At 70.2% G+C, this 24,869-nt stretch carries 24 protein-coding genes; 13 read left to right on the forward strand and 11 right to left on the reverse strand.

Going from position 1 to position 24,869, the window contains the following annotated elements; genetic code table 11:
• Window positions 1-31: 31 nt before the first annotated feature.
• Window positions 32-1,042: a dicarboxylate transporter/tellurite-resistance protein TehA gene (tehA, locus tag BY998_RS16120; protein ID WP_280952916.1), complete on the reverse strand. Its 1,011-nt coding sequence runs from the start codon at window positions 1,040-1,042 to the stop codon at window positions 32-34.
• A 1-nt stretch (window position 1,043) separates the two neighbouring features.
• On the reverse strand, window positions 1,044-2,435 hold the full coding sequence (locus tag BY998_RS16125) for a PLP-dependent aminotransferase family protein (RefSeq protein ID WP_110352632.1): 1,392 nt from the start codon (window positions 2,433-2,435) through the stop codon (window positions 1,044-1,046).
• Between the two features lie 195 nt (window positions 2,436-2,630).
• Here BY998_RS16125 and BY998_RS16130 point away from each other — a divergent pair, with 195 nt between their 5' ends.
• Window positions 2,631-3,035 carry a DUF983 domain-containing protein gene (locus tag BY998_RS16130; RefSeq protein ID WP_110352686.1) on the forward strand — a complete coding sequence of 135 codons (405 nt, stop codon included), beginning with the start codon at window positions 2,631-2,633 and terminating at the stop codon, window positions 3,033-3,035.
• Between the two features lie 32 nt (window positions 3,036-3,067).
• Here the strand turns inward: BY998_RS16130 and BY998_RS24775 are convergent, their stop codons facing one another.
• Complete coding sequence (locus tag BY998_RS24775) at window positions 3,068-3,301, reverse strand: hypothetical protein (RefSeq protein ID WP_245421618.1); 234 nt, start codon at window positions 3,299-3,301, stop codon at window positions 3,068-3,070.
• On the opposite strand from BY998_RS24775, the gene BY998_RS24780 reads away from it, so the two are divergent.
• The 3 genes from BY998_RS24780 to trpS all read left to right on the forward strand — a co-directional run bounded on the left by BY998_RS24780 (window position 3,275) and on the right by trpS (window position 5,918).
• Entirely contained in the window at window positions 3,275-3,712 is a 438-nt protein-coding gene (locus BY998_RS24780) for a hypothetical protein (RefSeq protein WP_245421620.1), read from the forward strand. The two genes, BY998_RS24775 and BY998_RS24780, sit on opposite strands and share 27 nt — an antisense overlap.
• 473 nt (window positions 3,713-4,185) lie before the next feature.
• A complete protein-coding gene (gene rnk, locus BY998_RS16140; protein ID WP_110352634.1) occupies window positions 4,186-4,599 on the forward strand; it encodes a nucleoside diphosphate kinase regulator in 414 nt (137 codons plus the stop codon).
• Window positions 4,600-4,856: 257 nt separating this feature from the next.
• Complete coding sequence (gene trpS, locus BY998_RS16145; RefSeq protein WP_110352635.1) at window positions 4,857-5,918, forward strand: tryptophan--tRNA ligase; 1,062 nt, start codon at window positions 4,857-4,859, stop codon at window positions 5,916-5,918.
• A 12-nt stretch (window positions 5,919-5,930) separates the two neighbouring features.
• Here trpS and BY998_RS24435 read toward each other — a convergent pair whose 3' ends face one another.
• Window positions 5,931-6,104, reverse strand: a complete 174-nt coding sequence (locus BY998_RS24435; protein ID WP_181425539.1) for a hypothetical protein — start codon at window positions 6,102-6,104, stop codon at window positions 5,931-5,933.
• Between the two features lie 173 nt (window positions 6,105-6,277).
• Here BY998_RS24435 and leuD point away from each other — a divergent pair, with 173 nt between their 5' ends.
• The gene (gene leuD, locus BY998_RS16150; protein ID WP_110352636.1) at window positions 6,278-6,883 is read left to right on the forward strand and encodes a 3-isopropylmalate dehydratase small subunit; all 606 of its coding nucleotides are present in this window, start codon (window positions 6,278-6,280) and stop codon (window positions 6,881-6,883) included.
• Between the two features lie 4 nt (window positions 6,884-6,887).
• On the opposite strand, the gene BY998_RS16155 is transcribed toward leuD, so the two are convergent.
• Together BY998_RS16155 and meaB are read right to left on the reverse strand one after the other, a co-directional pair.
• Entirely contained in the window at window positions 6,888-7,517 is a 630-nt protein-coding gene (locus tag BY998_RS16155; protein WP_110352637.1) for a peptidase C15, read from the reverse strand.
• Window positions 7,514-8,503 carry a methylmalonyl Co-A mutase-associated GTPase MeaB gene (meaB, locus tag BY998_RS16160; RefSeq protein WP_110352638.1) on the reverse strand — a complete coding sequence of 330 codons (990 nt, stop codon included), beginning with the start codon at window positions 8,501-8,503 and terminating at the stop codon, window positions 7,514-7,516. Before meaB ends, BY998_RS16155 begins: the two co-directional genes overlap by 4 nt.
• A gap of 145 nt (window positions 8,504-8,648) precedes the next feature.
• On the opposite strand from meaB, the gene BY998_RS16165 reads away from it, so the two are divergent.
• Window positions 8,649-9,683 carry an alpha/beta hydrolase gene (locus BY998_RS16165; protein WP_110352639.1) on the forward strand — a complete coding sequence of 345 codons (1,035 nt, stop codon included), beginning with the start codon at window positions 8,649-8,651 and terminating at the stop codon, window positions 9,681-9,683.
• Between the two features lie 152 nt (window positions 9,684-9,835).
• Window positions 9,836-10,180, forward strand: coding sequence for a hypothetical protein (locus BY998_RS16170; RefSeq protein WP_110352640.1), 345 nt, complete (start codon window positions 9,836-9,838; stop codon window positions 10,178-10,180).
• A gap of 328 nt (window positions 10,181-10,508) precedes the next feature.
• On the opposite strand, the gene BY998_RS16175 is transcribed toward BY998_RS16170, so the two are convergent.
• Window positions 10,509-12,389: a S9 family peptidase gene (locus BY998_RS16175; RefSeq protein WP_110352641.1), complete on the reverse strand. Its 1,881-nt coding sequence runs from the start codon at window positions 12,387-12,389 to the stop codon at window positions 10,509-10,511.
• A 71-nt stretch (window positions 12,390-12,460) separates the two neighbouring features.
• Window positions 12,461-13,378: a L,D-transpeptidase gene (locus tag BY998_RS16180; RefSeq protein WP_110352642.1), complete on the reverse strand. Its 918-nt coding sequence runs from the start codon at window positions 13,376-13,378 to the stop codon at window positions 12,461-12,463.
• Window positions 13,379-13,717: 339 nt separating this feature from the next.
• Between BY998_RS16180 and BY998_RS16185 the strand changes: the two genes are divergently transcribed.
• The 4 genes from BY998_RS16185 (at window position 13,718) to BY998_RS16200 (ending at window position 20,650) form a co-directional block, all read left to right on the forward strand.
• Window positions 13,718-13,966 (forward strand): hypothetical protein, encoded by a 249-nt coding sequence (locus BY998_RS16185; protein ID WP_110352643.1) that lies wholly within the window; start codon window positions 13,718-13,720, stop codon window positions 13,964-13,966.
• Between the two features lie 144 nt (window positions 13,967-14,110).
• Window positions 14,111-15,358, forward strand: coding sequence for an exonuclease SbcCD subunit D (locus BY998_RS16190; protein WP_110352644.1), 1,248 nt, complete (start codon window positions 14,111-14,113; stop codon window positions 15,356-15,358).
• A 12-nt stretch (window positions 15,359-15,370) separates the two neighbouring features.
• Window positions 15,371-19,117 (forward strand): AAA family ATPase, encoded by a 3,747-nt coding sequence (locus BY998_RS16195; RefSeq protein WP_110352645.1) that lies wholly within the window; start codon window positions 15,371-15,373, stop codon window positions 19,115-19,117.
• Between the two features lie 273 nt (window positions 19,118-19,390).
• Window positions 19,391-20,650: an MFS transporter gene (locus BY998_RS16200; RefSeq protein WP_110352646.1), complete on the forward strand. Its 1,260-nt coding sequence runs from the start codon at window positions 19,391-19,393 to the stop codon at window positions 20,648-20,650.
• Window positions 20,651-20,712: 62 nt separating this feature from the next.
• Here BY998_RS16200 and BY998_RS16205 read toward each other — a convergent pair whose 3' ends face one another.
• Window positions 20,713-21,474 (reverse strand): ComF family protein, encoded by a 762-nt coding sequence (locus BY998_RS16205; RefSeq protein WP_110352647.1) that lies wholly within the window; start codon window positions 21,472-21,474, stop codon window positions 20,713-20,715.
• A 23-nt stretch (window positions 21,475-21,497) separates the two neighbouring features.
• Window positions 21,498-21,719, reverse strand: coding sequence for a hypothetical protein (locus BY998_RS16210; protein ID WP_110352648.1), 222 nt, complete (start codon window positions 21,717-21,719; stop codon window positions 21,498-21,500).
• A 195-nt stretch (window positions 21,720-21,914) separates the two neighbouring features.
• Here BY998_RS16210 and BY998_RS16215 point away from each other — a divergent pair, with 195 nt between their 5' ends.
• Together BY998_RS16215 and BY998_RS16220 are read left to right on the forward strand one after the other, a co-directional pair.
• Window positions 21,915-22,808 (forward strand): methyltransferase domain-containing protein, encoded by an 894-nt coding sequence (locus tag BY998_RS16215; protein ID WP_110352687.1) that lies wholly within the window; start codon window positions 21,915-21,917, stop codon window positions 22,806-22,808.
• Entirely contained in the window at window positions 22,805-23,161 is a 357-nt protein-coding gene (locus tag BY998_RS16220) for a DUF427 domain-containing protein (protein ID WP_110352649.1), read from the forward strand. The genes BY998_RS16215 and BY998_RS16220 overlap by 4 nt, the downstream gene beginning before the upstream one ends.
• Window positions 23,162-23,308: 147 nt before the next feature.
• Here BY998_RS16220 and BY998_RS16225 read toward each other — a convergent pair whose 3' ends face one another.
• On the reverse strand, window positions 23,309-24,841 hold the full coding sequence (locus BY998_RS16225; RefSeq protein WP_110352650.1) for a DUF6880 family protein: 1,533 nt from the start codon (window positions 24,839-24,841) through the stop codon (window positions 23,309-23,311).
• Between the last annotated feature and the right edge of the window lie 28 nt (window positions 24,842-24,869).

Raw genomic sequence — 24,869 nt, forward strand, 5'->3', positions numbered from 1 at the left:
ATCGCCGGGCCGTGCCGCCTGCCTTTAGCGTTCAGTGATTTCGGACAGGCAGCAGCTTGCCGCGCAGCAACAGGACGAATGTCCTGGCTGCGATCCAGCCGATGATGAGGTTGGCTGCGGCGAACAGCGGAACGGCCAGAGACGCGCTCGGTCCGTCCAATCCGCGCTCCGTGAGGCGCAATGCGGCGAGCGGGAGGGCCGAGACACCGAACGTGTACGCCCAGGCCGCGGGCGAGAACGATTGCTTGCGCAGCCAGGGCACCAGCCGCACCATGACCAAGGCATGCAGGAGGGCGTAGCCGAAGAGGATCTGGGCAAGTCGGTCGGGCGGTCCGTCTGTGACCGCCAGATAGGCGACGCAGGCCACCGCGGGCGGCGCCAGGTGAAGCCCGAGCGAGGCGCGAAGCGGCACGGGCAGAGTCTGCAAGATCAGCCTATGGATGATGACGGATTCCAGCGTCAGCCATGACAGGAGACCGGCGCCGAAGAAGAGAAGGCCCAGCTCCTTCATCTCGAAGGTGGCGCAGGTGATGGCCGCCACGAAGCCTCCGCCGACCGTGGGCGTGTAGAGGATCGGTGTCGTCGCCTCGAAGGCGCGGTCGCCCATCCAGAGCCCTCCCACGCCCCAGACGGCGAAGAGCGTCGTCCCGGTCAGCCCGGCCAAGGCCATCACCCATGCCGCTCCCGGCCAATGCGGCGCGAGGCCCACGCTCGCGATCATGGTGGCGACGGGAGCCAACGAGGCGAAGAACGCGGATGTCGGGTCGCGCAACTCGAAGAGAACTGCGTCCCGGTCGTTCAGCCACCGCGCGGCGTAGAGGGCCAGCCACGCCGCCCAGACCGCAACGCCGAGGAGGGAGAGCATTTCTCCGGCCCAGGCCGGGGACAGATCGAGGCGAGCGGCCGTGCGCCAGCCGTTGCCCAGGCCGCAGAGCCCCAGGACCATGCCGAAGAAGGTGGCCGGGACCCGTGTCCGCGGCAGCCAAACGAGCCGGCGCCGACGGCTGACCGAAGGTTCCCGCTTGCGCGATGAGGTTGTCACGTCAGACGACCGTGGAAATCGCGCCGGGCGGATGCGCCAGCAACGTCGCCAGGAGGCTCAAGCCATAGCGCAGCGTCTCCGTATCGCGAGCCGCCCCCAAGGAGACACGGATCGCCTCCGGCGCAGGGCCGACCGCGAAGGCATCGCTCAGGACGACGGACAACCCGAGTTGATGGGCATGCGCGCCGAACGCACCTCGCCGCCAGGGCTCTGGAAGCCGGAGCCAGAGGTGGTGACCATAGGGGTGCGCCCGGACATCGAGATCCCGCAGCACCTCGCGCGCGACCTCCTGCCGGAGGCCGTTCTCCTGTCGGATGGCGGCAACGATGGCATCGAGTTCGCCCTCGGCAATCCAGTGCGAGGCGAGCGCGGCCGTGAGGGGCGGGGCCATCATGTCGATGGCCCGCAGTTCCGCGGCGAGCCGGACAGCTTCGTTCGTCCCTGGAACCGCAACGTAGGCGATGCGCAGGCCCGGGCTGACGCATTTGGACAGCGTGGTGATGTGCCAAGTGATGTCGCCGGCCAGCGCCGCGATGGGAGCGGGAGCCTCCGGCGGCAGCAGGCCGTAGGCGTCGTCCTCGATGATGGCGACGCCGTGCGTGCGCGCGATCTCGGCGATACGCTCACGGCGCGCCTTCGGCAGCGTTGCGGTGGTCGGGTTGTCGAGCGTCGGCACCACGTACAAGGCCCGCGGCCCGTCGGCCGTGCAGCTTTTAAGGAACGCGTCTGGGTCGAGCCCGTCCTCGTCGCAACTCACCGGAACGAGGCGTACGCCACGACGCTCGGCGGGCATACGCAGGCCGGGATAGGTCAGGGTCGGCACGCAGAGCGCGTCGCCCGGTTTGAGGATGGCGGCGAGAACGGCAGCCAGGACGACCTGGGCGCCACCCGCCACAAGGACGCGCTGCACCGAACAGGACCCGAGCCGTCGGCCGAGCCACTGTGCCGCCACGGCCCGGTCAGCCATGTTCCCGGCGCTTTCCTGATACTGCATCCGGTCGAGGAAGCCCGGTGAACCGGCGAGGCGACACAGGCCCGCTTCCATACGCTTCGCCAGACGCGCCGCGATCGGCTGGGGTGGCATGTTCATGCTGAAGTCGACGCTCCCGGACGGGTCCGGCCTGCGTACCTCCGCGGGGTTGGGCAGGTGTTCGCGAACGAAGCTGCCCCTGCCGGCCGTGGCATCGATCAATCCCATTCGGCGTGCCTCGTTGAAGGCCCGCGTGACCGTTGTGAGATCGACGTTGAGCTGCTTGGCCAGTGCGCGCTGCGGCGGCAAGCGTACGCCCGGCGTGAGGCGACCGGCGCGGATGTCCTCCGCCAGAGCGTCGACGATGGCTCGGTATTTCGGCCCTGCGTCACCAGAGATTGTCGGGCTCCAGGTCTCCGTCATTGACCCCTGTTCTCACGGCAATGTATGCATACATATATCTGAGGCATCGAATTCGGCGCGGATACGCCTTCGGAACTTCCCCGAAGGCAGCGGAATTCATCCCTGAATGTATGGGTTTGTATCCCATACATTCTGACTGTGCAAGACGCTGCTTCGTAATGGCTGGATTTGGCGGCCGGATCAGGAATGTGGGCGATGCAAAGTGCGACCAATCAATCGATGCTGTCCGTTGGGCTGCGTTGCCGCTGCCCTCGCTGCGGCGAAGGACAACTCTTCGACGGCTTCATCACCCTGAAGCCCCGCTGCGAGGCATGCGGCCTCGATTATCGCTTCGCTGATCCGGCGGACGGGCCGGCCTTCTTCATCATGATGACGATGGCTTTTCCCGTCACAGCCTTCGGCATCTGGTTGGAGCTTGCCTACGATCCGCCGCTCTGGATCCACGCGGTCGTGACACTCCCGCTGCTCCTGCTGGCCTGCGTGCCGGTCATCCGGCCGCTCAAAGGACTCTTCATTGCCAGCCAGTACATCAACAAAGCCGGTGAGGGCCGCCTCGCGACTCCGGCCGCACCCAGCACGGGTCATACGACCAAGAACTGACCCCGATCGCTCGGCTGCGCGTCGGTGGACGATCAGCGCAGAAGACGATCGAACGGCCTGGGCGGGACCGCGTCACCCGTGGAGCGGGGCGGCCCGACATCGGCGATTTCGACGAGGTGTTCGCGTCCCGTAGCGCTGTCGCGAAACGGCATGCGGTCTCCTCGCCTGAGACCGAGCAGGGCTATCCCGAGCGGGCTTGCCGCTGAGATGTCCTCTTCCAAGCCGATCCGAGTGCTTGGATGTACAAGACGACGCGTATGGACCATCGGCTCGTCGTTGAGCCGATAGCTCACTCGACAACTGATGGCCGCGACTTCCTCCGAGGGCGTGGGAGCGCCACGGTAAGCCGCACGTTCGAGTTCCGAAAGAAGAAGATCGGCGTTTGGATCGCCGCGTTGATACGCAGCAAGACCAAAAGCAACGAGCCGATCGAAATCGTGGTTCGGAAGCGTGATCGGCGGGAGTTTCTGAACAAAGCCCATTCTGACACCTCACAGCGGGACCGCTCCGCACGGCCAAGCCGCGCAGAGTGGATGACGTTGCAGTCCAGTCGAGACCTGCGCGTCGAAAAGGAAGAAATGCTGGAGATTGACCCTGAAGCGGGCCGCGCCTTTCTCGTCAGGCCGGCCAAGCTTCAGGGCTTAGAGGCCTGCTTGCAGGCTGCCCGCCCGCCCTAGAAGACGAATGCTTTGAAGATGGTTCGGCATAATCCAGCTGAGCATAGGCTCAGCCGTGCGGGTGTCAAGCATGCTGAGAAGAACAGTTTTTCGGCACAGCGCGTTCGCAATTGCCTCGTCCCGGCGAATTGACAGGAGCATCAACTTCGCTGATGCTCAGGCCATCATGCGCAAAACTGTGTGTTTCAGCCGCATCCTGCTTCGGGCAGGGAATCTGGTCGCGGGCAATTAGCCTCGGACCGGCCGGCGTATCGGCGGCAGTCGAGACGCCAAACGAACCGAAAGAGCTCATCTCCGCGCACGACATGGCATCGCGTCCGCCCAGCGCGCTTTCTACTTTCGCGTAAGAAATCTTCGTGTTCGTTGGTCTCAGCGAAAATTAAGAGTGATCTCCATTTTCCTGCAAAGGATGATGGCGATCCAAAGCATCATGATCGCGCTGTACGACAACGACTTCTCAAGGATTTTGGATTTTGGCAAAGGTTGCCCACGCTCCGGTGAAGCCGCGCATCAAGATGACGGCCGATGATCATGAACGCTTGTCGCGGCTGGCGGCGAGCGCAATGGATCGCGTGCCGGAGGTCGCTTCATTTCTTCTGGACGAACTCGACCGGGTTCGGATCGTCCGCGGAGGGTCCTCTAAGGGGGAGTTCACGCGCATGGGCAGCCGGGTGGACTTTCGCGACGACGCGACGGGCAGAACGCAGTCCGTGACGCTGGTCTACCCCGGGGAGGCCGACATCGAGCAGGGCAAGATCTCCGTCCTGACGCCGATCGGGGCAGCTCTGATCGGCTTGAGCATGGGACAGTCGATCGATTGGGAAACCCGCTCGGGCGCCCTCAAACGGCTGACAGTGCTGGCCGTCAATGTGCCCGAGGCCGTGTGAATAGTCGCCAGACGGTCGATCCACGCTCATCGACGGTGTGCGGACCGTGTCTGGATGCAGAAGACGGTCGGCCGCAAGTGTGATTGGAGCCCGGTCGTCGATCTGGCTTTCGCTGCAACGCCGGCACCGGCCGAACGGGACGTGCAACCTCGTCCCCTCCTGCTTGACCGGCCGCTGCCGCCGGTGCCAGTAACCGCCGCTTCAAGCGGGATGCGAGATCGCCTCGGCCCGGACCTTCTCTCCAGGGACCCGCGCCGATGGCCGCGTTCACCGAACTCGTCTTCTCCGGCGTCCAGCCGACCGGAAACCTGCACCTCGGCAACTATCTCGGCGCCATCAAGCGCTTCGTGGAGATGCAGGAACGGGACGCGCAGTGCCTCTACTGCGTGGTCGACCTGCACGCGATCACCCTCTGGCAGGACCCGCAGGCGCTCAAAGGACAGATCCGCGAGGTGACAGCCGCCTTCCTCGCCGCCGGCATCGATCCGAAGCGCTCCATCGTCTTCAACCAGTCCCAGGTGCCGCAGCACGCCGAACTCGCCTGGATCTTCAATTGCGTGGCCCGTCTCGGCTGGCTCAACCGCATGACGCAGTTCAAGGACAAGGCCGGCAAGGACCGGGAGAACGCCTCGATCGGGCTCTACGACTATCCCGTGCTCATGGCCGCCGACATCCTGGCCTACCGGGCGACGCATGTGCCCGTGGGCGAAGACCAGAAGCAGCACCTCGAGCTGACTCGCGACATCGCGCAGAAGTTCAACAACGACTTCGCGCAGTCGATCCAGGCCCACGGCCACGGCGAGCAGTTCTTCCCGATCACCGAGCCGCTGATCGGCGGGCCGGCGGCCCGGGTGATGTCCCTGCGCGACGGCACCAAGAAGATGTCTAAATCGGACCCGTCCGATTATTCGCGCATCGCCCTGACCGACGACGCCGATGCCATCGCCCAGAAGGTACGCAAGGCCAAGACCGACCCGGAGCCCCTCCCCTCCGAGGTCGCGGGTCTCGCCGGGCGCCCGGAGGCCGACAACCTCGTCGGTATCTTCGCGGCCCTGCGCGGCATCACCCGCGAGGAGGTGTTGAAGGATTTCGGCGGAGCGCAGTTCTCCAGCTTCAAGCCGGCACTCGTCGAACTCGCCGTGGAGATGCTGGCACCGGTGAATGCCGAGATGAAGCGCCTTGTCGCCGATCCGGCCTACATCGATTCGGTGCTCGCCGACGGTGCGGACCGGGCCGCTTCCATCGCCGCGCCGACGCTGGATGCCGTCAAGGACATCGTCGGCTTCGTCCGTCGCGGGCCGGCCCTCAGGACGGTGTGAGGGCCCGCGCCGTCACCGGCGGGGCTCGTCCTTGCGCAGGTGGCGGCCATAGGCCTGCTCCTTGTCCTCGCGCTCCTTGATCAGGTCGGCGTAGGCCTGCCGCATCTCGGCCGAGACGGCGACGCTCTTGCCCTTCGAGGGCTTGCGCTTGGGCGCCTTCTTGAAGGTGTCGGGTGTTTCGGCCATCGGCGTGTCGCGATCCTCGCTGAGCGATTCCCTTCGTCATAGCGCAAACCCGGTGCGGTGCGGAACATCGCGCGACGGGCTCGACTACCGGCTGGGCGATCGGGCTGCTAGAAGGCGGTCGAGCGGGACCGGTCTCAGTATCGCCGGCCGGCACGACGATTTCGAGAAGAGCGATGGACAAGTTCACGACCCTTGAGGGCGTCGCCGCGCCCATGCGGATCATCAACATCGACACCGACCGCATCATCCCCAAGCAGTACCTCAAGACGATCAAGCGCACCGGGCTCGGCGAAGGCCTGTTCTCAGAGATGCGCTACAACGACGACGGATCGGAGAACCCGGACTTCGTCCTCAACCAGCCGGCCTATCGCAACGCCAAGATCCTGGTGGTGGGTGACAATTTCGGTTGCGGCTCCTCGCGCGAGCACGCGCCCTGGGCGCTGGCCGATTTCGGCATCCGCTGCGTGATCTCCACGAGCTTCGCCGACATCTTCTTCAACAACTGCGCCAAGAACGGCATCCTCGCGATCGTGGTTTCGCCCGAGGATCTGGAGAAGCTGTTCGAGGATGCCGAGCGCGGCTCCAACGCCACGCTGACGATCGATCTGGCCGCGCAGACTATCAAGGGCCCGGACGGCGGCACGCTGCATTTCGACATCGACGAGGGCCGCAAGCACAACCTGCTCAACGGCCTCGACGAGATCGGCCTGACGCTGGACCAGAAGGCTCCGGCGATCGATGCCTACGAGGCCAAGCTCGCAGCGCGCGGCTGGGCCTGACCGCCTAGCCGAAGGGTCGTGTCATACGGCTGCGCAGGGCGAGCACCCGCGCGGCTTCCGCGAACGCCTCCGCCCACAGATCGAGGGCGGGGCGGCGGCGCCCTCCCCCGGCTTGCGGGCGCTTCGTGCGCGGCGGCATCGGGATGTGGAGGAAGACCGCCGGGCAGCCCTCGGCGAGAACCCGATAGTACGAGGCGTTGCAGAGGTAGCGGCCGGCATCCCGCGACGCGGCGGCATCGAGCCCGGCCCGCCTCATGGCGCGCCGCACCTGCGCTGCCGCCGGGCTCGGGCGCAGCGCGGGGCCATCCGGCTGGACGCTGAGCCGCCGGCCTACCGTCCCGTCCGCATCCGGAAACAACCGGCTGACCCGGTTGATCGCCCTGGTCTCGACGCAGACACGGCGGCGCCGGGCCGCGACCCCGATCATCAGCACGGCGCCGGGTTTGGCGGCCAGAGCCGGCGCGAGCTGCGCCTCGAGGGCCGCGTAGCGGGTATCGAGCACGAGGCAGTCCGGCGCCTCACCGAGAATCCGGCGCAGGCGGGGCAGCGCCGCGAGCCGTCGCGCGAGGCGCCCGCTCGGGTTGTCCGGCACGGTGGGGAACGGACCGAAGCCGGTGACGAGAAGTCGGCTCACAGGCCGATGAGCGTGGCAATCGCATCGGCCCCCGCCGCGGGCGAATGCGCGCCGCCGGCAACCGCCCGCTCCGCCTCAGCGGTCGCCTTGCGGACCTCCGCACTGCCGACGAGGCGCTGGTGCAGCCGCTCGTGGACGAGAGCCCACATCCACTTCACGTCCTGCTCGCGCCGCTTGCCCGCGATCTCGCCGGTGGCGGTGAGCCGGTTGCGGTGGTCCTCGATCCGGCTCCAGAGGGCGTCGAGTCCCTTGCCGTGCAGGCCCGAGATCGTGACGACGGGCGGCGTCCAGGTGGCGGAGGGCGGCGTCAGGATGTGGAGCGCGGCGCGATACTCGGAGGCCGCGGCGTTCGCCCGGCGCTCGCCCTCGCCGTCATCGGCCTTGTTGACCGCGATCATGTCGGCGAGTTCGAGGATGCCCTTCTTGATGCCCTGAAGCTCGTCGCCCGCCCCCGGCAGCATCAGCACGAGAAAGAAGTCGGTGAGGTCGGCCACCGCCGTTTCGGACTGGCCGACGCCCACGGTCTCGACGAGGATCACGTCGAAACCCGCCGCCTCGCACAGCAGCATGGTCTCGCGGGTCTTGGCCGCGACGCCGCCGAGCGTGCCCGAGGAGGGCGAGGGCCGAATGAAGGCGTTGCGGTCGATGGCGAGGCGGGCCATCCGCGTCTTGTCGCCCAGGATCGAGCCGCCGGTGCGGGTCGAGGAGGGATCGACCGCGAGCACCGCAACCTTGTGGCCGGCACCCGTCAGCTGCGAGCCGAGCGCGTCGATGGTGGTGGACTTGCCCACGCCCGGCACACCGGTGATGCCGACGCGGATCGCCCGTCCGGTCTGCGGCAGCACCGCGTCGATGAGGTCGCGCACCGCTGCCCGGTGGTCGGCCCGGCGCGATTCCGCCAGCGTGATGGCGCGGGCGAGCGCCGCGCGGTCGCCGGCCAAAAGTCGCTCGCGGAGTTGATCCATGTCGGGGAGGGTCGCGCTCATGGCCCCTTCATGCCGGGACGCTGCGCGGGCGTCGAGTGCTCAAAGCCCCATTCGTGCCCCGCCACGGCCAAGATCGTGGGCGAAGGAGGATCGCCCAGCGCCGGATCGCCACCGGGGCGGGCTTTTTCGGGGACCACCACCGGCCATGCAGCCCTCCGACGCGACCCGCCGCTCCCTGCTTCGCCTGATGGGTCTTGGCGGTGTGGCCACCCTCGCCCCCGGCCTTTCGGCCTGCGTGATGGACGGGCTCGCTACCGGCACGGTCGCCGAGACGCAGTCGGCGCTCGACGTGAGCCCCGTCCTCCTCGTCGCCACCACGCGCCGGCCGGCCTCTGGGAGCCCGCCGCGAGCGCCCTATTTCGGCTCGGAGCGCGGCCGGGGCCTGAGTTTCGCCGAGGCGCGGATGTCGGCGCCGGACCGCTCGCTGATCGGCAAGGTCTCGGCGGTGGTCGGCGGCGATTGGGGCATCCGCTCCGTGGGCGAGGTGACGAGCGGGCCGGGCGCGGCGGCCGCCTTCGCGCAGTCGGCCTTCGGGCGCGACGTGCTGATCTACGTCCACGGTTATCGCGAGAGCTTCGAATCCGCCGCGATCAGCGCCGCGCGGCTCTCCGACGGCATCCGCTTCAACGGCGCCTCGGCCCTGTTCACCTGGCCCTCGGCCGCGGCGACCTTCGATTACGGCTACGACCGCGAGAGCGCGCTGTGGTCGCGCGACGCCTTCGAGGATCTGCTCAAGACCCTGACGACGACGCCGAGCGGCGGGCGCATCCACATCGTCGCGCATTCGATGGGGACGCTCCTGACGCTGGAGACGCTTCGCATGCTGCGGGTCGAGGCCGGAGAGGCGGCCATCGCTCGCATCGGCGCGGTGGTGCTCGCCGCCCCCGACATCGACATCGACCTGTTCGCCAACGGCGTCGAGCGGCTCGGGCCGGACGCCAAGCGCATCACCGTGATCTCGGCGACCAACGACCGCGCGCTCGAACTCTCCGGCGCTATCGCCGGCGGCGTGGTCCGCGCGGGCGCCGCCGACCGGGAGCGCCTGGAGGCCCTGGGCGTGCGGGTGGCCGATGCCTCCGATTACGGCGGCGGCCTGTTCAATCACGACCTGTTCCTGTCGAACCGCGAGGTGCAGGCGGTGGTCAAGCGGGCCATCGCCCGCGGCAGCAGCGGCACCTGAAACCGAACGGCGCCTTCGCGCGCGTTTCGCCCATCGACGAATCCCGCATGCGCGTCCTACAAGCGCGCCGAACCCGGCCGCCCCGGTCCGGGTTTCCCGCGCGGACCGTTCACCGGCCCGTGGAGCTTTCCCCTCTTCCGAGGATGTTCCCGATGTTCACGCTCGAGATCGACGGCACGGCGATCGCGGTCATCAACGGCGACGAGGCGACCGCCCGCGACCTGTTCACCTGCGATGGCTTCAAGGAAGACATCCGCACCATGACGATCGATGGCCGTCCGATCTGGAACGGCACCTCGGCGCTGACCGTGCGCAAGTCCACCGAGGACGAGGTCGAGGAGTTCGAGGACGCGTTGGCCGCCGATGACGGCGAGGGCGACTTCGAGCCCGACGAGCAGCACGCCGCCGAGGGCGACGGCTCGGACGACGAGGACGAGGCCGACATCGTCTTCCTTGTGGATATCGACGACGAGGACGAGCAGACGCTCGACGCATGAGGAGCGGCCGTGTCGGCGGGTTCGCTGCCGGGGCCATCTCTGATCCTGCCGCGGTGCCGGTTCGCTTCGGCTCCGCGAGGACGCGTACCACGCGGCGCCGGCCGATCGCCTCTGCCTCGTCTCCGTCATGGCGAAGCGAAGCCGTCCCGCTCAGCACCATCCGGAGAACGCGCGCCGCCGGATTGCTTCGCTGACGCTCGCGACGACGGTCCGAGGTGTAAACCGGGCCAACAAGCGGTGATCGCTGGACGGCCTCCGTCGTCATCGCAGGGCGTGGGGCGAAGCAATACGGGCGCCTCGGCCGCATGCGAGCGAGGCGCCTTCGGCGTCAGCCTTCCCGTACCACCTGCATCGTCGTTCCCGCCGACTCGGCCTCGCGGATCGGCTCGCTGCGCCCGCCGAGATGGCGCGCCAGGAAGGCCTCGGCGCGGGCGAAGAAGGCCAGCCGGTTGGCCGGTCGCACGAGGCCATGGCCCTCGTCGGGGAAGAGCAGGTAGGTCACCGGAATGCCGCCGCGCTCCATGGCGGCGACCATCTGATCCGATTCCGCCTGCTTCACCCGAGGGTCGTTGGCGCCCTGCACGATGAGGAGCGGCGCCTTGATGCGATCGGCGAAGTAGACCGGCGAGCGCTCACGGATCAGGGCCATGCCCTCCTCGGTGTCGGGATCGCCGATGGCGCGGTGGAGCTGCGCGCGCATCGCCTCCCAGTAGGGCGGAATCGTCCGCACCAGCGTCTCGAGATTGGCCGGGCCGACGAGGTCGATGCCGCAGGCATAGGAATCGGGGTTGCGGGTCAGCGCCATCAGGGTGGCGTAGCCGCCGTAGCTGCCGCCCATGATGGCGACGCGGGCGGGGTCGGCCACGCCCTGCGCCACCGCCCAGGCCACGGCGTCGCTGAGGTCGTCGTCCATGCGCCGACCCCATTCACGGTCGCCCGCGTTGAGGAAGGTTTTCCCGAAGCCGATCGAGGAGCGGAAGTTGACGCTCAGCGCTGCGTAGCCGCGGTTGGCCAGCCACTGGTGGATGCCGTCGAAGCCGAAGCTGTCGCGCCCCCAGGGTCCGCCATGGACGAGCAGCACCAGCGGGCCCGGCCCCTGCGCGTCGAGCGGGCGGGTGAGGTAGGAGACGAGATCGAGGCCGTCGCGGGAGCGGATGATCGCCGGGCTCATCGGCGCCAGCGGCGCGCCGTCGAGTTCGGGCCGGGCGCTGCCGAGGGAGCGCAGCGTCTTCGCCCGGCGATCGTAGAGCGCAGCCTCGCCGACGCGCGTGTCGGCGCGGGCGACGACGATCCAGATCGCATCGTCCTCGGTGCGGCTGGCCGGATACCAGTCGCCGAGGTCTTGCGTCGCCAGGAAGGCGAAGTCGTCGGCGAAGCGCGGGTCGAGCACGTGCCAGGACTTGCGGGCATGCGTGACCGAGTAGGCCACGGGCTCGTGCGTCTCGGCGTCCTGCAGCACCGCGCCGATATCGGCCTCATCATGCGCGGCGAGCACGCGGGTCTCGCCCGTCGCGAGGTCGATCCGGGTCAGCGCCGCCGTGTCGCGGCCGCGGCTGTCGCGGCAGAACAGGGCGGTGCCGGCGGCGTCGAGGTTCTCCGCGCCCGAGACGCGGGCGTCTTCGGCCGGGAAGGTGAGCCAGGGCTTCCAGTTCGCGCCGTCGCGGGCGAGCAGCTCGCTCGATCCGTCGGGATGGTTGCGGAAGGCAAAGCGCACCGCGTAGCGCTCGTCGATCAGGAAGCCGGCAAAGCCCGGGTTCTCGACCACCAGGCTGCGCTCGCCGGTGGCCAGGTCGATACTGTGCAGGTCGTGGAAGCGGGGATCGCGGTCGTTGATCGCCACGAGCACGCGGTCGCGCACGATCCGGCTCAGGCCCACGATCCCGGCGGCGATGCCGGGGATCGGCGTGAGGTCGCGCCGCTCACCCGTTGCGAGGTCCACGGCGTAGAGGTGGTTGTTCTCGTCCCCGTCCGCGTCCTGCACGTAGAGCAGGTGGCGCCCGTCATAGGCGAAGGCGAAGGCGTCGATGCCCCGGCGCCGGTCCGTCGTGACGGGCGTGGCGGCGTCGAGATCGTCGACCGGCGCAGACCAGACGTTGAGCACGCCCTCGAAGGGCGCCACCCAGCCGAGGCGGCGCCCGTCCGGGCTGATCTGATGTCCGTACCGCGTCGGGTTGCCGAAGAGATGCTCGCGCGGAATCAGATCGACCATGACGTTTCCTCGAACCGGGCGCCCGCCGCCGACGGCAGCAGGCTCTTCCAGGCGAGGAAACTACCGCGCGATCAGCCGAGCACCACCACCCGCGCGCCGACCTCGACCCGGTTGAACAGGTCGATGGCGTCCTGGTTGATCATGCGGATGCAGCCCGAGGATACGCTCTTGCCGATCGAGTGCGGCTCCAGCGTGCCGTGGATGCGGAACAGCGTGTCCTTGTTGTTCTGCCAAAGATACATCGCCCGGGCGCCGAGCGGGTTGCGCGAGCCGCCCGGCACGCCGAGACCGCTCTGGAGCTTGTCGACCTCGCGGGCGAGGTCCGGCCGGCGGGCGATCATCTCCTTGGGCGGGTACCAATCGGGCCAGGCCTGCTTCGAATTGACGGTGGCCGTGCCCGACCACGAGAAGCCCTGCTTGCCCACGCCGACGCCGTAGCGCCGCGCCCGGCCGTTCGGCAGCACGAGGTAGAGGAAGTGCGCCCGCGGATCGATCACGATCGTACCCGGCGGCTCGGCGGTGCGGAAATCCACTTCCTGGCGCAGGAAGACCGGGTTGAACTTCTTGTAGGGGATCGCCTGGACCGGGAACGGCTCGTTGGCGATCGCCGCGTAGGCGCGGGTGTAGTCGATCGGGCCGTTGTCGGGCTCCTGGGGCGGCACCGGATAGCCGGCCTGCTGCTGGCGCGGCGTCTGGTTGGGCGCCTCCGCGGCGGGCGGCTCGCCGGTGCGCTCGGCCCGGCGGCGGGCATAGGCCTCCGCGTCGAGGTCGGTCTGCGAATCGGGCACCGGGCGGCCGTTGCTGACGCGGCCGTTATAGGGAACGTACTGCCCGCCCCGGCGGCGGTAGAGCTGGCCGTTGCCGTCCTGATAGAGGCGGTCGTCGTCGAAGCCGTCGAAGGTCTGAGCCAGGGCGCGGCCCGGCAGACTGGCGAGCCCGAGGCTCGTCGCGGCCCCGAGAAGAAGCGTACGGCGGTTCTGAAGTGACATGGATCGCTCGATCGAATGGGCCGGGCGGGACACGTCTTCCGCAATCGGAAAGACGATGCAGATCGTCCGGGCCGGCTGAACTGCCCCGCTTGCTCACTATCAAGGAAGCGAAGGTCCGTCAGCGCCGGACTGCACATGGGAGCCCATCACACCGCGACTGTGCGAACATTGTGTCCGTGAGGTTACAGGCAGACCCGTTATGCGCTTTCGAGATGGCTTTAACGATTTCGAAAAAATTGTGCGGATGCCGTGGCGAATTGTGGCGCGCGGCGATTGCTTTGGCCGGGCCACTCACTAGATCGAGCGTGGCCGTATGGCCCCGACCACGGACCCATTCCCTTGCGCGCCTCGATCCTCCGCCTCTCGCTCGGATTGCTTTGCCTCGGCTTGACGCTGCCGAGCGAGGCCCTGGCCGCCCGCAAGGCCGCGCCGCCCCGCAAGGCCGCGCCGCCGCTGGCCCAGCCGACCCCCGTCGCGCCGCAGACCGCCTGGACGGCGGCCGAGCCGGCCAATTGCTCGCGCGTGCGACGCAAGCTCTGGCAGGCCGATCAGGGCTGGCTCGTGAAGACGGTCACCGTCTGCCACTGAGCGGCTTTCGAGCGGAAACGCGCGAAATCACAGGAGATCCGGGCCCCGCGGCCGGCGGCCACTCGAAGCCGGCTGCGCAAATCGCTACAAGCCGGTCCTGACGGCCGCCGGTGCGGCCCGGTTCTCGCGCGAGTGGCGTCCCCAGTGATCCGCGTCCTCCACACGGGCGATTGGCATATCGGTCAGACCCTGCGCGGCTTCTCGCGCGAGCGTGAGCACGACGCCGTGTTCGGGCGGCTGGAAGCGATCGTCGTCGAGCGCGAGGTCGATGCGCTGGTCGTGGCCGGGGACGTGTTCGACAGCCAGAACCCCTCCGGCGAGTCGCAGGCGCGGTTCTACGCGCTGATGGCCCGTTTGCACGCGGCGCGGCCGGCCATGACCATCGTCATCACCGCCGGCAACCACGATGCCGCCGGCCGGCTGGAGGCGCCTCGCCCCCTGCTCGAAGCGATCGGCGTGCACGTGGTCGGCAATGTTCGGCGACGCGACGGCGCGATCGATCTCGCGCGGCACCTCGTTCCGGTGCGCAGCGCCGACGGCGAGACGGCCGCGCAGGTGCTCGCCGTCTCCTACCCCACCGCGGCCTGCTTGCCGCCGCTCTCCTCGCTCGGCCGGCAGACGCGAGCCGGCGACGCCTCGCCGATCGTCGGCGCGGTGCGCGATCTCTACGGTCAGCTCTTCGAGGCGGCGCGTCCGCGCCTGCAGGGTCTGCCGCTGGTCGTCACCGGCCATCTCCACGTGGCGGGCGGCCTCGAATCCGAGGGCGCCGAGCGCCGCATCCTCGTCGGCGGCGAGCACGCGGTGCCGGCCGACGTGTTCCCCGACGAGGCGCGCTACGTGGCGCTCGGCCATCTCCACCGGGCGCAGGAACTCGGGCGTGGGCAGGTCCGCTATTGCGGCTCGCTGATTCCGCTCTCGGCCGCAGAGCAGCCTTATCGCCACGGCGTGACCCTGGTGACGCTGGGAACCGGATCGGCTGTCATCGAGCATATCGAGATCGCCCGGCCCGTGCCCTTCCTGCGCCTGCCGGCATCCGGCGACATGCCGTTGGACGATCTCGGCGACCATCTGGCCGCCCTGGGCCTCGATCCGAGCCTGCCCCCGGAGGACCGGCCCTACATCCAGGTCCGGCTCGCCCGCGAGGGTCTGCTGCCCGGCTACCGGGCGGAGGTGGACCGCATCGCCGAGGGCTTTCCGGTGCGCGTGGTGGATGTGCGCGTCACCGTGCCCCCGCAGGTCGCCGCCGGGGTCGCGGAGACCGAGGTGCCGCCCCCGCGCCTGTCGGAGCGCGACCCTGAGGAACTGTTCCGCCTCGCCTACCGGGCGAAATGGGACGAGGAGCCGGAGCCCGCCCATCTCGACGTGTTCCACCGCGCCCGGGCCGAGGCCTGAGGGGTTATCGCCATGCGCATCCTGGCGATCCGGGGCGAGAATCTCGCGAGCCTTGCCGCACCCTTCGCGGTCGATCTCGCGGCCGAGCCACTGGGCGCCACCGGCCTGTTCGCGATCACGGGCGAGACCGGCGCCGGCAAGTCAACCATCCTCGACGCGCTCTGCCTCGCACTCTACGGGCGCTATCCCCGCGTCGCCGTCAGCCGCCGCGAGGACGTGCCCGATCCGGGCGGCGAGGCGCTGAGCGCCAGTGACGGGCGGGCGATCCTGCGCCGGGGCGCGGGGGCGGGATTCGCCGAAGTCGACTTCGTGGGCCGGGACGGTGTCGCCTACCGCGTCGGCTGGGAAGCCTACCGCGCCCGCAACCGGGCGACGGGCAAGCTCCAGGCCGAGCGCCGCCGCCTGCACCGCCTGGATGACGGCAGCGCCGTCGCGGCCGGGAAGACTGCCGTGCTGGAGAAGGTGGTCGAGCTGACCGATCTGAACTTCGACCAGTTCCGCCGCACGGTACTGCTGGCGCAGGGCGAGTTCGACGCCTTCCTGCTCGCCGCCGAGGGCGAGCGGGCGGAGCTCCTGGAAAAGATCACCGGCACGGCGATCTATTCCGAGATCTCGAAGCGGGTTCACCTCGGCTACGAGGAGCACCGCCGCGCGGTCGAGGCGCTCGAGATGCGCCGCCAGGAGATCGGCCTGCTCGATGAGGACGGCGTGAAGGCCCGCGACACGGAGCGCGCGGAGCGCCTGGCTCAGGTCGCGGCATGGCACGTGGAGCAGGAAGCGGTCGGCCGTATCCTCGAAACCGCCCGCCGCATCGAAACGGCGCGCACCGCGCTGGCCCAGGCCGAGCAGCGCGCCGCGGCGACCCGGGAGGTCTCGGCAGCCGCCGCCTCGGACCGGACGCATCTCGCCGAGCTCGACGCGGTCGAGCCGTTGCGCGGCCGGGTCGAAGCGTTGAACGAGGTGGGCCGCGAGCGTCAGGCGGCGCGGGCCGCGGTCGAGGCCGTCCGGGCTCGCGTCACGGCGGCGCAAGGCCGCGCCGAGGCCTGCGAGGCGACGCGCGCCGAAGCGAGTGCCGCGGACGAGGCGGCGGAAACCGTGTTCAAGAGTTTCGGTCCGGTTTGGGACCGGGCCGCCGCGCTCGACGCCGCCGTCACCCATGCGGAGCAGGAGGCGGCCGGAGCCGGGCAGGTCGCGAGCCGCGCCGCCGAGGCGGCGGAGACGGCGAGGATCGCCCTTGCCGCGCTCGACCTGCGTCTTGGTGAGGCGCGGGAGGCCGGCGCGGCCGCGGCCCGTCGCCTCGACGCCGACCGCGCCCACGCTCCTCTGGCCGAACGCGGCGACGAGTTCGCCCGGCGCATCCGCGAGCGGGCGCGGCTTCGTGGTCAGGCCGAGGCAGCCGCGGCGGAAGGTGCCGCGCGCCGATGCGAGATCACGGCGTGCGACGGCGACGCGCAGGCCGGAACGGTCCGCCTCGCCGAGCTTCGTGCGCGCCGGGAGGCACTGGCCGCCGCCCGTGCCGAACGCGAGGCGGCGCTCGAAGCCCTGGCCGAGCCGGCGGCGCAGGTCCGGGCTGGAGCCCTCGAAGGCCTGCTCGATCTACTTCGCGAAGCCTACGCCCTGGCCGGACGCCATGCCACGGCGCTGGCGGATCGCGCGGCCGCCGCCGAGGCGGAGACGGAAGCCGCCGCGGCCTTCGCCGAGGCCGCGGCGCGCTACGCGGTCGAGGACGCGGCACTTCAGGAGGCCGGAATCCGGCGCTCCGAGATCGCCCCGCTGGCGGAACTCGCCGAAGAGAGCGTCTCGCGCGAGGCCGCGCGCCTGCGCAGCCTGCTCGTGTCCGGCGGCCCCTGCCCCGTCTGCGGCAGCGCCGACCATCCCCACGCCCACGAATCCGAGGGTGCGCTCGGTCGGCTCGCCGGGGAGATGCGCGCCCGGCGGGCCGAACTCGATGAGCGGATCGGTCGGCATCAAGCCGCCCGCGACCGCGACCGCGGCGACGCGGCGGCGGCGGAGGGCCGGCTCGAAGACGCACAGGAGCGGGCCGCCGCGGCCGCCGAAGCCGCAGCGGCGGCGGGCACCCGCTACCGCGCCGCTCTGCCCACGCTGGCCACCGCGCTCGAAGCCGCCGGGCTCGCTTGCGTGCTGCCGCAGGAGCCCGATGCGCCGGTGCTGGCCGCAACCGGGGCAACGGCGCGGGCCGAGCGCGACGCGGTCCTTCGATCATTGACGGCAGCGCGGACCCTGCGCGGCGAGATCGACGGCCTGATCCGGGATCGCGACGCGGCCGAGGCGCGGGCGGAGGCGGAGACCCGTGCCCTCGACGCCCTCACCCGGCGCCGGACCGAGGCCGGACTCGCCGCCGAGCGGGCCGAGAGCACGCGCGCCGCGCTGCTTCAGCGCGTCGCCGATCTCTCGGACGAGATCGGCCCTGCCCTGAGTGCCGCCGACCTGAGCCTGCCCGATCTCGACCGCGCCTCGGAGGAAGCGGCCGATCGAATCGCCGCGCTCGGGCAGGCCTATGCGGGCCTGCGCGCGCAGCATGCGGAGCTCGAGGCCCAGATCGCGGCCTTGGCTCCGGAACGGGCCGCTGCAGCCTCCTTGAGCGAGACCGAGGCGCGCGCGGCAGCCAAGGCCCGCACCGAGGCGGCCGAGCGGCAGGCGCGGCTGGCGCAGTCACGGCAGGAGCGGGCCGGCCTCCTCGGCGGCGAGGCGACCGGTGCCCACCGCACCCGGCTCAACAACGAGCGCCACGCGGCGCGCGATGCGCTGAAGGAGGCGCAGGCGGCCTGTGCCGAGGCTGCCCGCGCCCTGACGGGTGCCATCGCCGAAGCGGCCGGTGCCGCCGCGGCCGCGGAGCGTGCCGACGCCCGCTACGCTGCGACCGACGCGGCCTTCACCCAGGCTTGCGGCGCGCGGGGACGCGAGGCGGTGTCCGCCCTCCTCGCGCTGCCCCCAGAGGCGCGAACCGCGCTGCGCGCGCGGCTCGACCGGTTGTCGCGCGAGGAGAGCGAGGCCGCGACCGCGCTCGCCACACGCCGTGCGGATCTCGATGCGCTCCGCTCGGAGGTCGAGATCGACTTGGCGGCGGCCCGGGCCGAGTCCGCGCGCCTCTCGGAGGCGATCGCGGAGGCACAGCAGCGGTTGGGCGCCCTCGACGCGGAACTGCGCCGGGACGAGGCGGCACGCGCCAAGGCCGCCGACCTCGCCGGGCAGATCGAGACGGCGCGGGCCGAACTCTCTACCTGGCACCGGGTCGAGGAGGCGATCGGCTCGGCCGGCGGCGACCGTTTCCGCCGTTTTGCGCAGGGCGTGACCCTCGATCACCTCGTTCATCTCGCCAACGAGCAGCTTCGGGCGCTCAGCCCGCGCTACCGCCTCGCCCGCAGCGCGGGGGCCGACCTCGCCCTCCACGTCGTGGATCGCGATATGGGCGACGAGCGCCGGGCCACGCGCAGCCTCTCGGGGGGTGAGCGCTTCCTCGTCTCCCTGGCGCTCGCGCTCGCGCTGTCGGGCCTGGAGGGGCGGCAATCCTTCGTCGACACCCTGTTCATCGACGAGGGCTTCGGCTCGCTCGATGCCGAAACCCTCGATCTCGCCGTCGATGCGCTGGAGACGCTCCAGGGGTGCGGCCGGAAGGTCGGCGTCATCACCCATGTCGCCGGCATGATGGAGCGCATCGCTGTCCAGATCCGCGTGGAGAAGCGCGGTAGCGGCCGCAGCGTCGTCCGCGTTGTGGATCGCGGCACTGCCCTCGCTTGAGGCAACGAAGCGGTTGCATCCTTCCTAGGCATCGCTGCACGGCCGAGCGGCAAGCGGCAGCGTTTCAAGCGCTTCGCTGGGAAGGTCCTGGGCGAAGAGGCCGTCCGACGATTTGGCACGAGGGCTGCATCAGGGCTGACCGCTACCTCCGGGTGGCAGGCGGGGCAACGGCGCCCCGCGATGCGGACGGCGCCTGTCCGGACAACCTCCCCGCATGAGCGGCCCCGCCCGGCGCGTCCGGGCGGCGCGCGTCAAAGCCGAACGAGCACGCCGATGGCTTCCTTCAAGACGGTCATGAAGTCGGGCCACCCCCCGACCCTCTTCGCCGCTTTCCTCTACTTCGATTTCTGCTTCGCGATCTGGGTGCTGAACGGCGCCATGGGTCCGTTCATCACCGAGACCTACGGGCTCAGCCCGGCCCAGACCGGCTTCATGATCTCGCTGCCGATCCTCGCGGGCGCGATCATGCGCTTTCCGCTCGGCGTGCTCGCCCAGTATATCGGCCGCAAGAACGCCGCGCTCACCGAGATGGGTGTCATCGTACTGGCGATGATCTACGGTTTCTTCTTCGTTTCTACTTACAACGACGTGCTGGCGATGGGCGTGCTCCTCGGCATCGCCGGAGCGTCCTTCGGCGTGGCGCTCTCGCTCGGTTCGGGCTGGTTCCCGCCGGAGCACAAGGGGCTCGCCATGGGCATCGCGGGGGCGGGCAATTCGGGCACCGTGCTCGCCGTGCTGTTCGCCCCGCCCCTGGCCCAGGCCTATGGCTGGCAGGCGGTCTACGGCTTCGCCGGCATCGTGATGATCCTGCCGATCCTGGTGATGATCTTCCTCGCCAAGGAGCCGCCGGATTGCCACGGCCAGAGCTTCAAGGAGCACGTCTCCTGCCTGTTCACGAAGGACGGCTGGGCCTTCTCGCTGATCTACGTCATCACCTTCGGCGGCTTCATCGGCCTCTCGAACTTCCTGCCGACCTTCTTCTACGAGCAGTTCGCGGTCACCAAGGTCGAGGCCGGACGCCTCACCATGCTCGCCGCTCTGATGGGTTCGGGCATCCGCATCGTGGGCGGCTACTATGCCGACCGCATGGGCGGGATCCTCGTGCTCTCGCTGGTCCTGCTCGCGGCGATCGGGTCGTTCCTCGCGCTCACCGCGACGCCCTCGCTGGCCGTCACCACGATCCTGTTCATGCTTTGCTTCGCCGCGCTCGGTGCGGGCAACGGCGCGCTGTTCCAGCTCGTGCCCCTGCGCTGGCCCACGAACACCGCGGTGGCCGGCTCGATGATCGGTGAGGTCGGCGCGCTCGGCGGGGCGATCCTGCCCAACGTCATGGGTCTTTCGAAGCAGTACACGGGGGGCTTTGCCACCGGCTTCGTCTCCTACGCGGTGTTCACGGGCGTCGTGCTCGGTTGCCTCTTCATGTGGCAGCGCAAGTGGGTCGGCAGCTGGGTCGGCCCGCGGGGCAAGGTGCTCGATCAGCCGGCGGAGACGCAGGCCGCCGCCGGTGCCCGGATCGAACACGCCACCGCCTGAGCCGGGCGCGGTCATGCCATCCCAGACGGGGGCCTTCATGGCCCCCGTTTCGCGTCGGGCGATCAGAGCCCGTCACGCGTCACGGTCGCGAAGGTGAGCAGATCGACGCTCGCCGCGCCGCCGCGCAGGAGCACGCGGGCCGCGGCGTTGCCGGTCGCGCCGGTGGTCGTGACGTCGTCGATGAGGAGCAGGCGACGCCCGGCGATCCTCGGGCGCGCCCCGACCGGCACCCGGAAGGCTCCCTGCAGGTTCTCGGCGCGCTGGTGGCGGGTGAGACCCACCTGAGGCCGCGTCGCCTTGACCCGCGCCAGTGCCCGCAGGTCGCAGGGCTTGCCAGAGAGGCGTCCGATCTCGCGCGCGAGGAGGGCGGCCTGATTGAAGCGCCGCCGCCACAGTCTCAGGCCATGGAGCGGCACCGGCAGGATCAGGTCGGCCCCGTCCAGCAACTCGCCCCCGGCGCCGGCCATCATGCGGGCCATGGTCCGGGCGAGGTCGAGGCGGTCGTTGTATTTCAGGCGATGGACGAGGTCTCGTGCGGTACCCTCGTAAATGGCGACCGCACGGGCACGGTCATAGACGGGCGGTTCCGCGATCGCGCCCGGCGAGAGGAGGGCGCCGATGCCGAGATCGAGTGCGAAGGGCGTGCCCAGGCGCTCGCAGAAGGGCCGTTCGATCAGCCGGAGCCCGCTCCAGCAGGCGGCGCAGAGCGCGTGCGGGTCACCGGTGGCAGCACCGCAGCCGACGCAGGTCGGCGGGTAGATCAGGCCGATGGCGGTCGCCGCCGCCCGGCGCAGACTCCCGGCGAGACCGGGAAGTCCGCGCATGCGAACGGGACCGCCTCAACCGATCAGCGGCCCGCGCTTCCGCTGTCCTGGGCCGCCTTGTCCTTCTTGTTGGCCCGGTGGTGGCCGACGGCACAACCGGCGGCGGCACCCGCGACGCCGTGACCGACGGCGTGTCCGGCAAGGCCACCCACCACGGCACCCTTCATGCAGCCCTTGGCCTCCGCAACGCTGGAAAGAGCGACGGCGGCAAAGATCAGACCGGCGCGGATGAAAATCCGTGTCATGTTCAATCTCCTTGATCGACGGGCAGAAACGGACATTTCAAGCTTCGGTTCCCGGACATTTCGCCAGCGAGGGATAACGAAACGTAAGCCACGATCGAACCGTCCAGCCCCTTGTCGAGACAGGCCTTACGCGGGATGGGAGGCAGCGGCCCGACCCTGGCCGACACCGCTCCGCCGCACCATCTGCCGACATCCATGAACACGACATCTCCCCTCTTCGATTCGAGCCTCGTCCGCCACCGCATCGGGCGAGCCCGTGCCGGCGGCTATGCCGGCTTCCTGCTTGAGCGCGTCGCCGACGACCTCGAGGATCGTCTGGCGGCGGTGACCCGCGCTTTCCCCCTCGGGCTCGACCTCGGCACGCCGCTGCCGGCCCTGGCCGAGCGGCTGCGCCGAAGCGGACGGGTCGAGCGGATGATCCGCCTGAGCCCAGTCTCGGAACCCGGTTCTTCGCTGGTCGGCGATCCCGAATTCCTGCCCTTCGGCGCGACGGCGGGATTCGATCTCGCCGTCTCGGCGCTGGCGCTTCAACACGTAAACGATCTACCGGGCACCCTCATCCAGGCCCGGCGCGCATTGAAGCCGGACGGCCTGCTCGTCGCCTGCCTGCTCGGCGGGGCGAGCCTGACCGAGCTGCGTCAGGCCTTTCTCCAGGCCGAGAGCGAGACGGAGGGCGGCGCCAGCCCTCGCGTCGCGCCGTTCGCCGAGTTGCGAGACCTCGGCGGTCTGATGCAGCGGGCGGGCTTCGCCCTGCCGGTGGTGGATGCCGACATCATCACCGTGCGCTACGGCGATCCGTTCGCGCTGATGCGGGATCTGCGGGCGATGGGCCTGACCAACGCCCTGACCGACCGCCGCCGCACGCCGCTGCGCCGCCGCACGCTCCTGCGCGCCGCCGAAATCTACGCCGAGCGCTTCTCCGACCCGGACGGGCGCCTGCGCGCGACCTTCGAGATTCTCTGGCTCTCGGGCTGGGTGCCCCACGAGAGCCAGCAGAAGCCGCTGCGGCCGGGCAGCGCGAAGGCGCGCCTCGCCGATGCCCTCGGCACCGCCGAACATACCTTGCCGCTTCGGGGAGACGAATCGTGAAGGAGCCCGGGCCTCACCATCCGATCACGATCACGCCGCATGGGGGCCATGTGCGGGTAATCGCCGGGGGACGCATCGTCGCCGAGACCGACCGGGCGCTCGAACTGCGCGAGGCGGGCTACGGGGCCGTCCTCTACGTCCCGCGCGCGGATATCGACGCCGCCGCCCTGGCGCCGAGCCCGCAGCGCAGCCATTGCCCCTACAAGGGCGAGGCGTCCTACTTCGATCTCTCGGTCGGCGGCGCGCTGCGCCCGGCCGTGGCCTGGAGTTACGAGAATCCGTTCCCGGCCGTCTCGCGCATTCGCGGGCATGTCGCGTTCTACCCGGATCGCGTCGACGCGATCGAAGCGTGACCGAGGGGGCACCGCTGAAGGCATGTTTGCCCGTCATCGCGAGGCGGAGCCGAAGCGATTCAGCGCGCCGCACCCGCCGGAAAGATCGCGCCCTGGATCGCTGTCGCTCGCAATGACGGTCGGCGAGCGGCGTGCGAGGATTTGCCGTCAGCCGGCCACCTGCGACCAGAATCCGCTCTTGCGCCCATGCGCCTTGCGCAACCCCGCCGCATAGGCCTCGTGGCTCGGGGAAAGGTCGCCGGGCGCCAGTTCCCGGGCCAGTTCGCCCAGCCGCGCGAGGTGTCGGGCGCCGTGCCCGTAGGCGGGAGCGCGACCGCGCTCCAGGATGTCGTCGATGAGCGCGCGGTAGAGGATGCTCGCCGCGAGCGGGTGATCGGGCTCCAGCGCCTCGGCGGCCGGCGCCAGCAACTCCCAGATGCGGCCCGACCATTCCCGGCGCCGATCGAGCACGAGGCGCGCGGCGCGGTCGAGGTTCGGCCAGCGGATCAGGAAGGAGAGCGCGCCATGCGGGTCCTTGCGGCTCGCGGCGTGGGCGAAGGCGCGCTCAAGGGCCTCTTCGTCCTCGAAATCGGGGAGGCGGGCGAGATAGTCGCGCAGGACATCCGGGTCGAGGCTCGCCTCGAAGCGCGACCAGCGCAGGCTCTGGGCCTCGTCCCTGCGCCCGAGGGCGTCGAGGATGCGAATCTCGACCGCCTCCCGCGCCCGGTCTGGCCCCTCGGCGTCGATCTCTCCCGCGATCAGATCGGCGCGGGTGACGACCCGCATGCCCTGCCTCCGGCGGCGCCGAATCCAGTCGAGGGCTTCTGCCGCGCGGCCCGCCGTGAGCAGGCGCTCGGCCACCGCGACGGTGTCGGGCTGCTCCGGCGACATCTCCTGCTCGATGGCGATGAAGGCGTCGGCGTCGCCGCGGATGTCGGCGATGACCTGACGCAGGCGGTTGAGGCGGTGACGCTGATAGCGCCGCTCCCATTCCTGGCCGCCGGCGGCGAGGACGGCACCCTTGCCCTCGGAAGCCGGCAGCGCCGCGATCGCCTCCGTCAGGGCCGCGTCGAGGGGATCGAGCGCCGCCGCGGATAGGTTGGGCAGGAGGTCGACCAGCAGGCCGCCGATGAGGCCGAACCCGTCGCCTTCGAGACCGGCGAGGGCGCGTGTGGCGAAGCGCACGGCCGCATCGGCGGGCAGGGATGCCGCGAGTCCGGAGGCGGCTTCCGCCGCCGCCTCGTAGACCGCGTGCACCTGCCCGCTCGAATCGTCCACCCGCTCCAGCGTGGCGTCGGCGCCGAGCAGGAAGCGCAGCAGCCGGTCGAGGGCCAATCCCGCATCGAGGGGCTTCAGGTCGGCGAGGATGGTGGCGAGCGTCGCGTCGAGGTCGGCGGCGAAGGCCCGGCGCTTCTGCCAGTCGATGTAGCCGCGCGCCTTTTCCAGGGCCGAGAGGCGCCGGTCGATCATGGCCGCCACCGTGTCGGGTCCCTGCAGAGCCGCGAGAGCGGCTCTGACCCGCTTCTTGAAGGCGGCGCTCTGGCCGACCTCTTCGAGGACCAGCGCGATCAGCCGCTCGTGGCTCAGTGCGGCGAGGCTCTCGCGGGTCGGGGTCGTGCTGCGGGGCTTGCGCGGCTTCGCGGCGGCCGGCTTCGCCTCCGCTGCCGCCGTCTCGACCGCCGCCTTCGCCCGTCGCGCCATCCCGCCCGTCCCCGCCGGGCCCGGCCCC

It is taken from the genome of Methylobacterium sp. B4 (assembly GCF_003201865.1).
GTDB lineage: Bacteria > Pseudomonadota > Alphaproteobacteria > Rhizobiales > Beijerinckiaceae > Methylobacterium.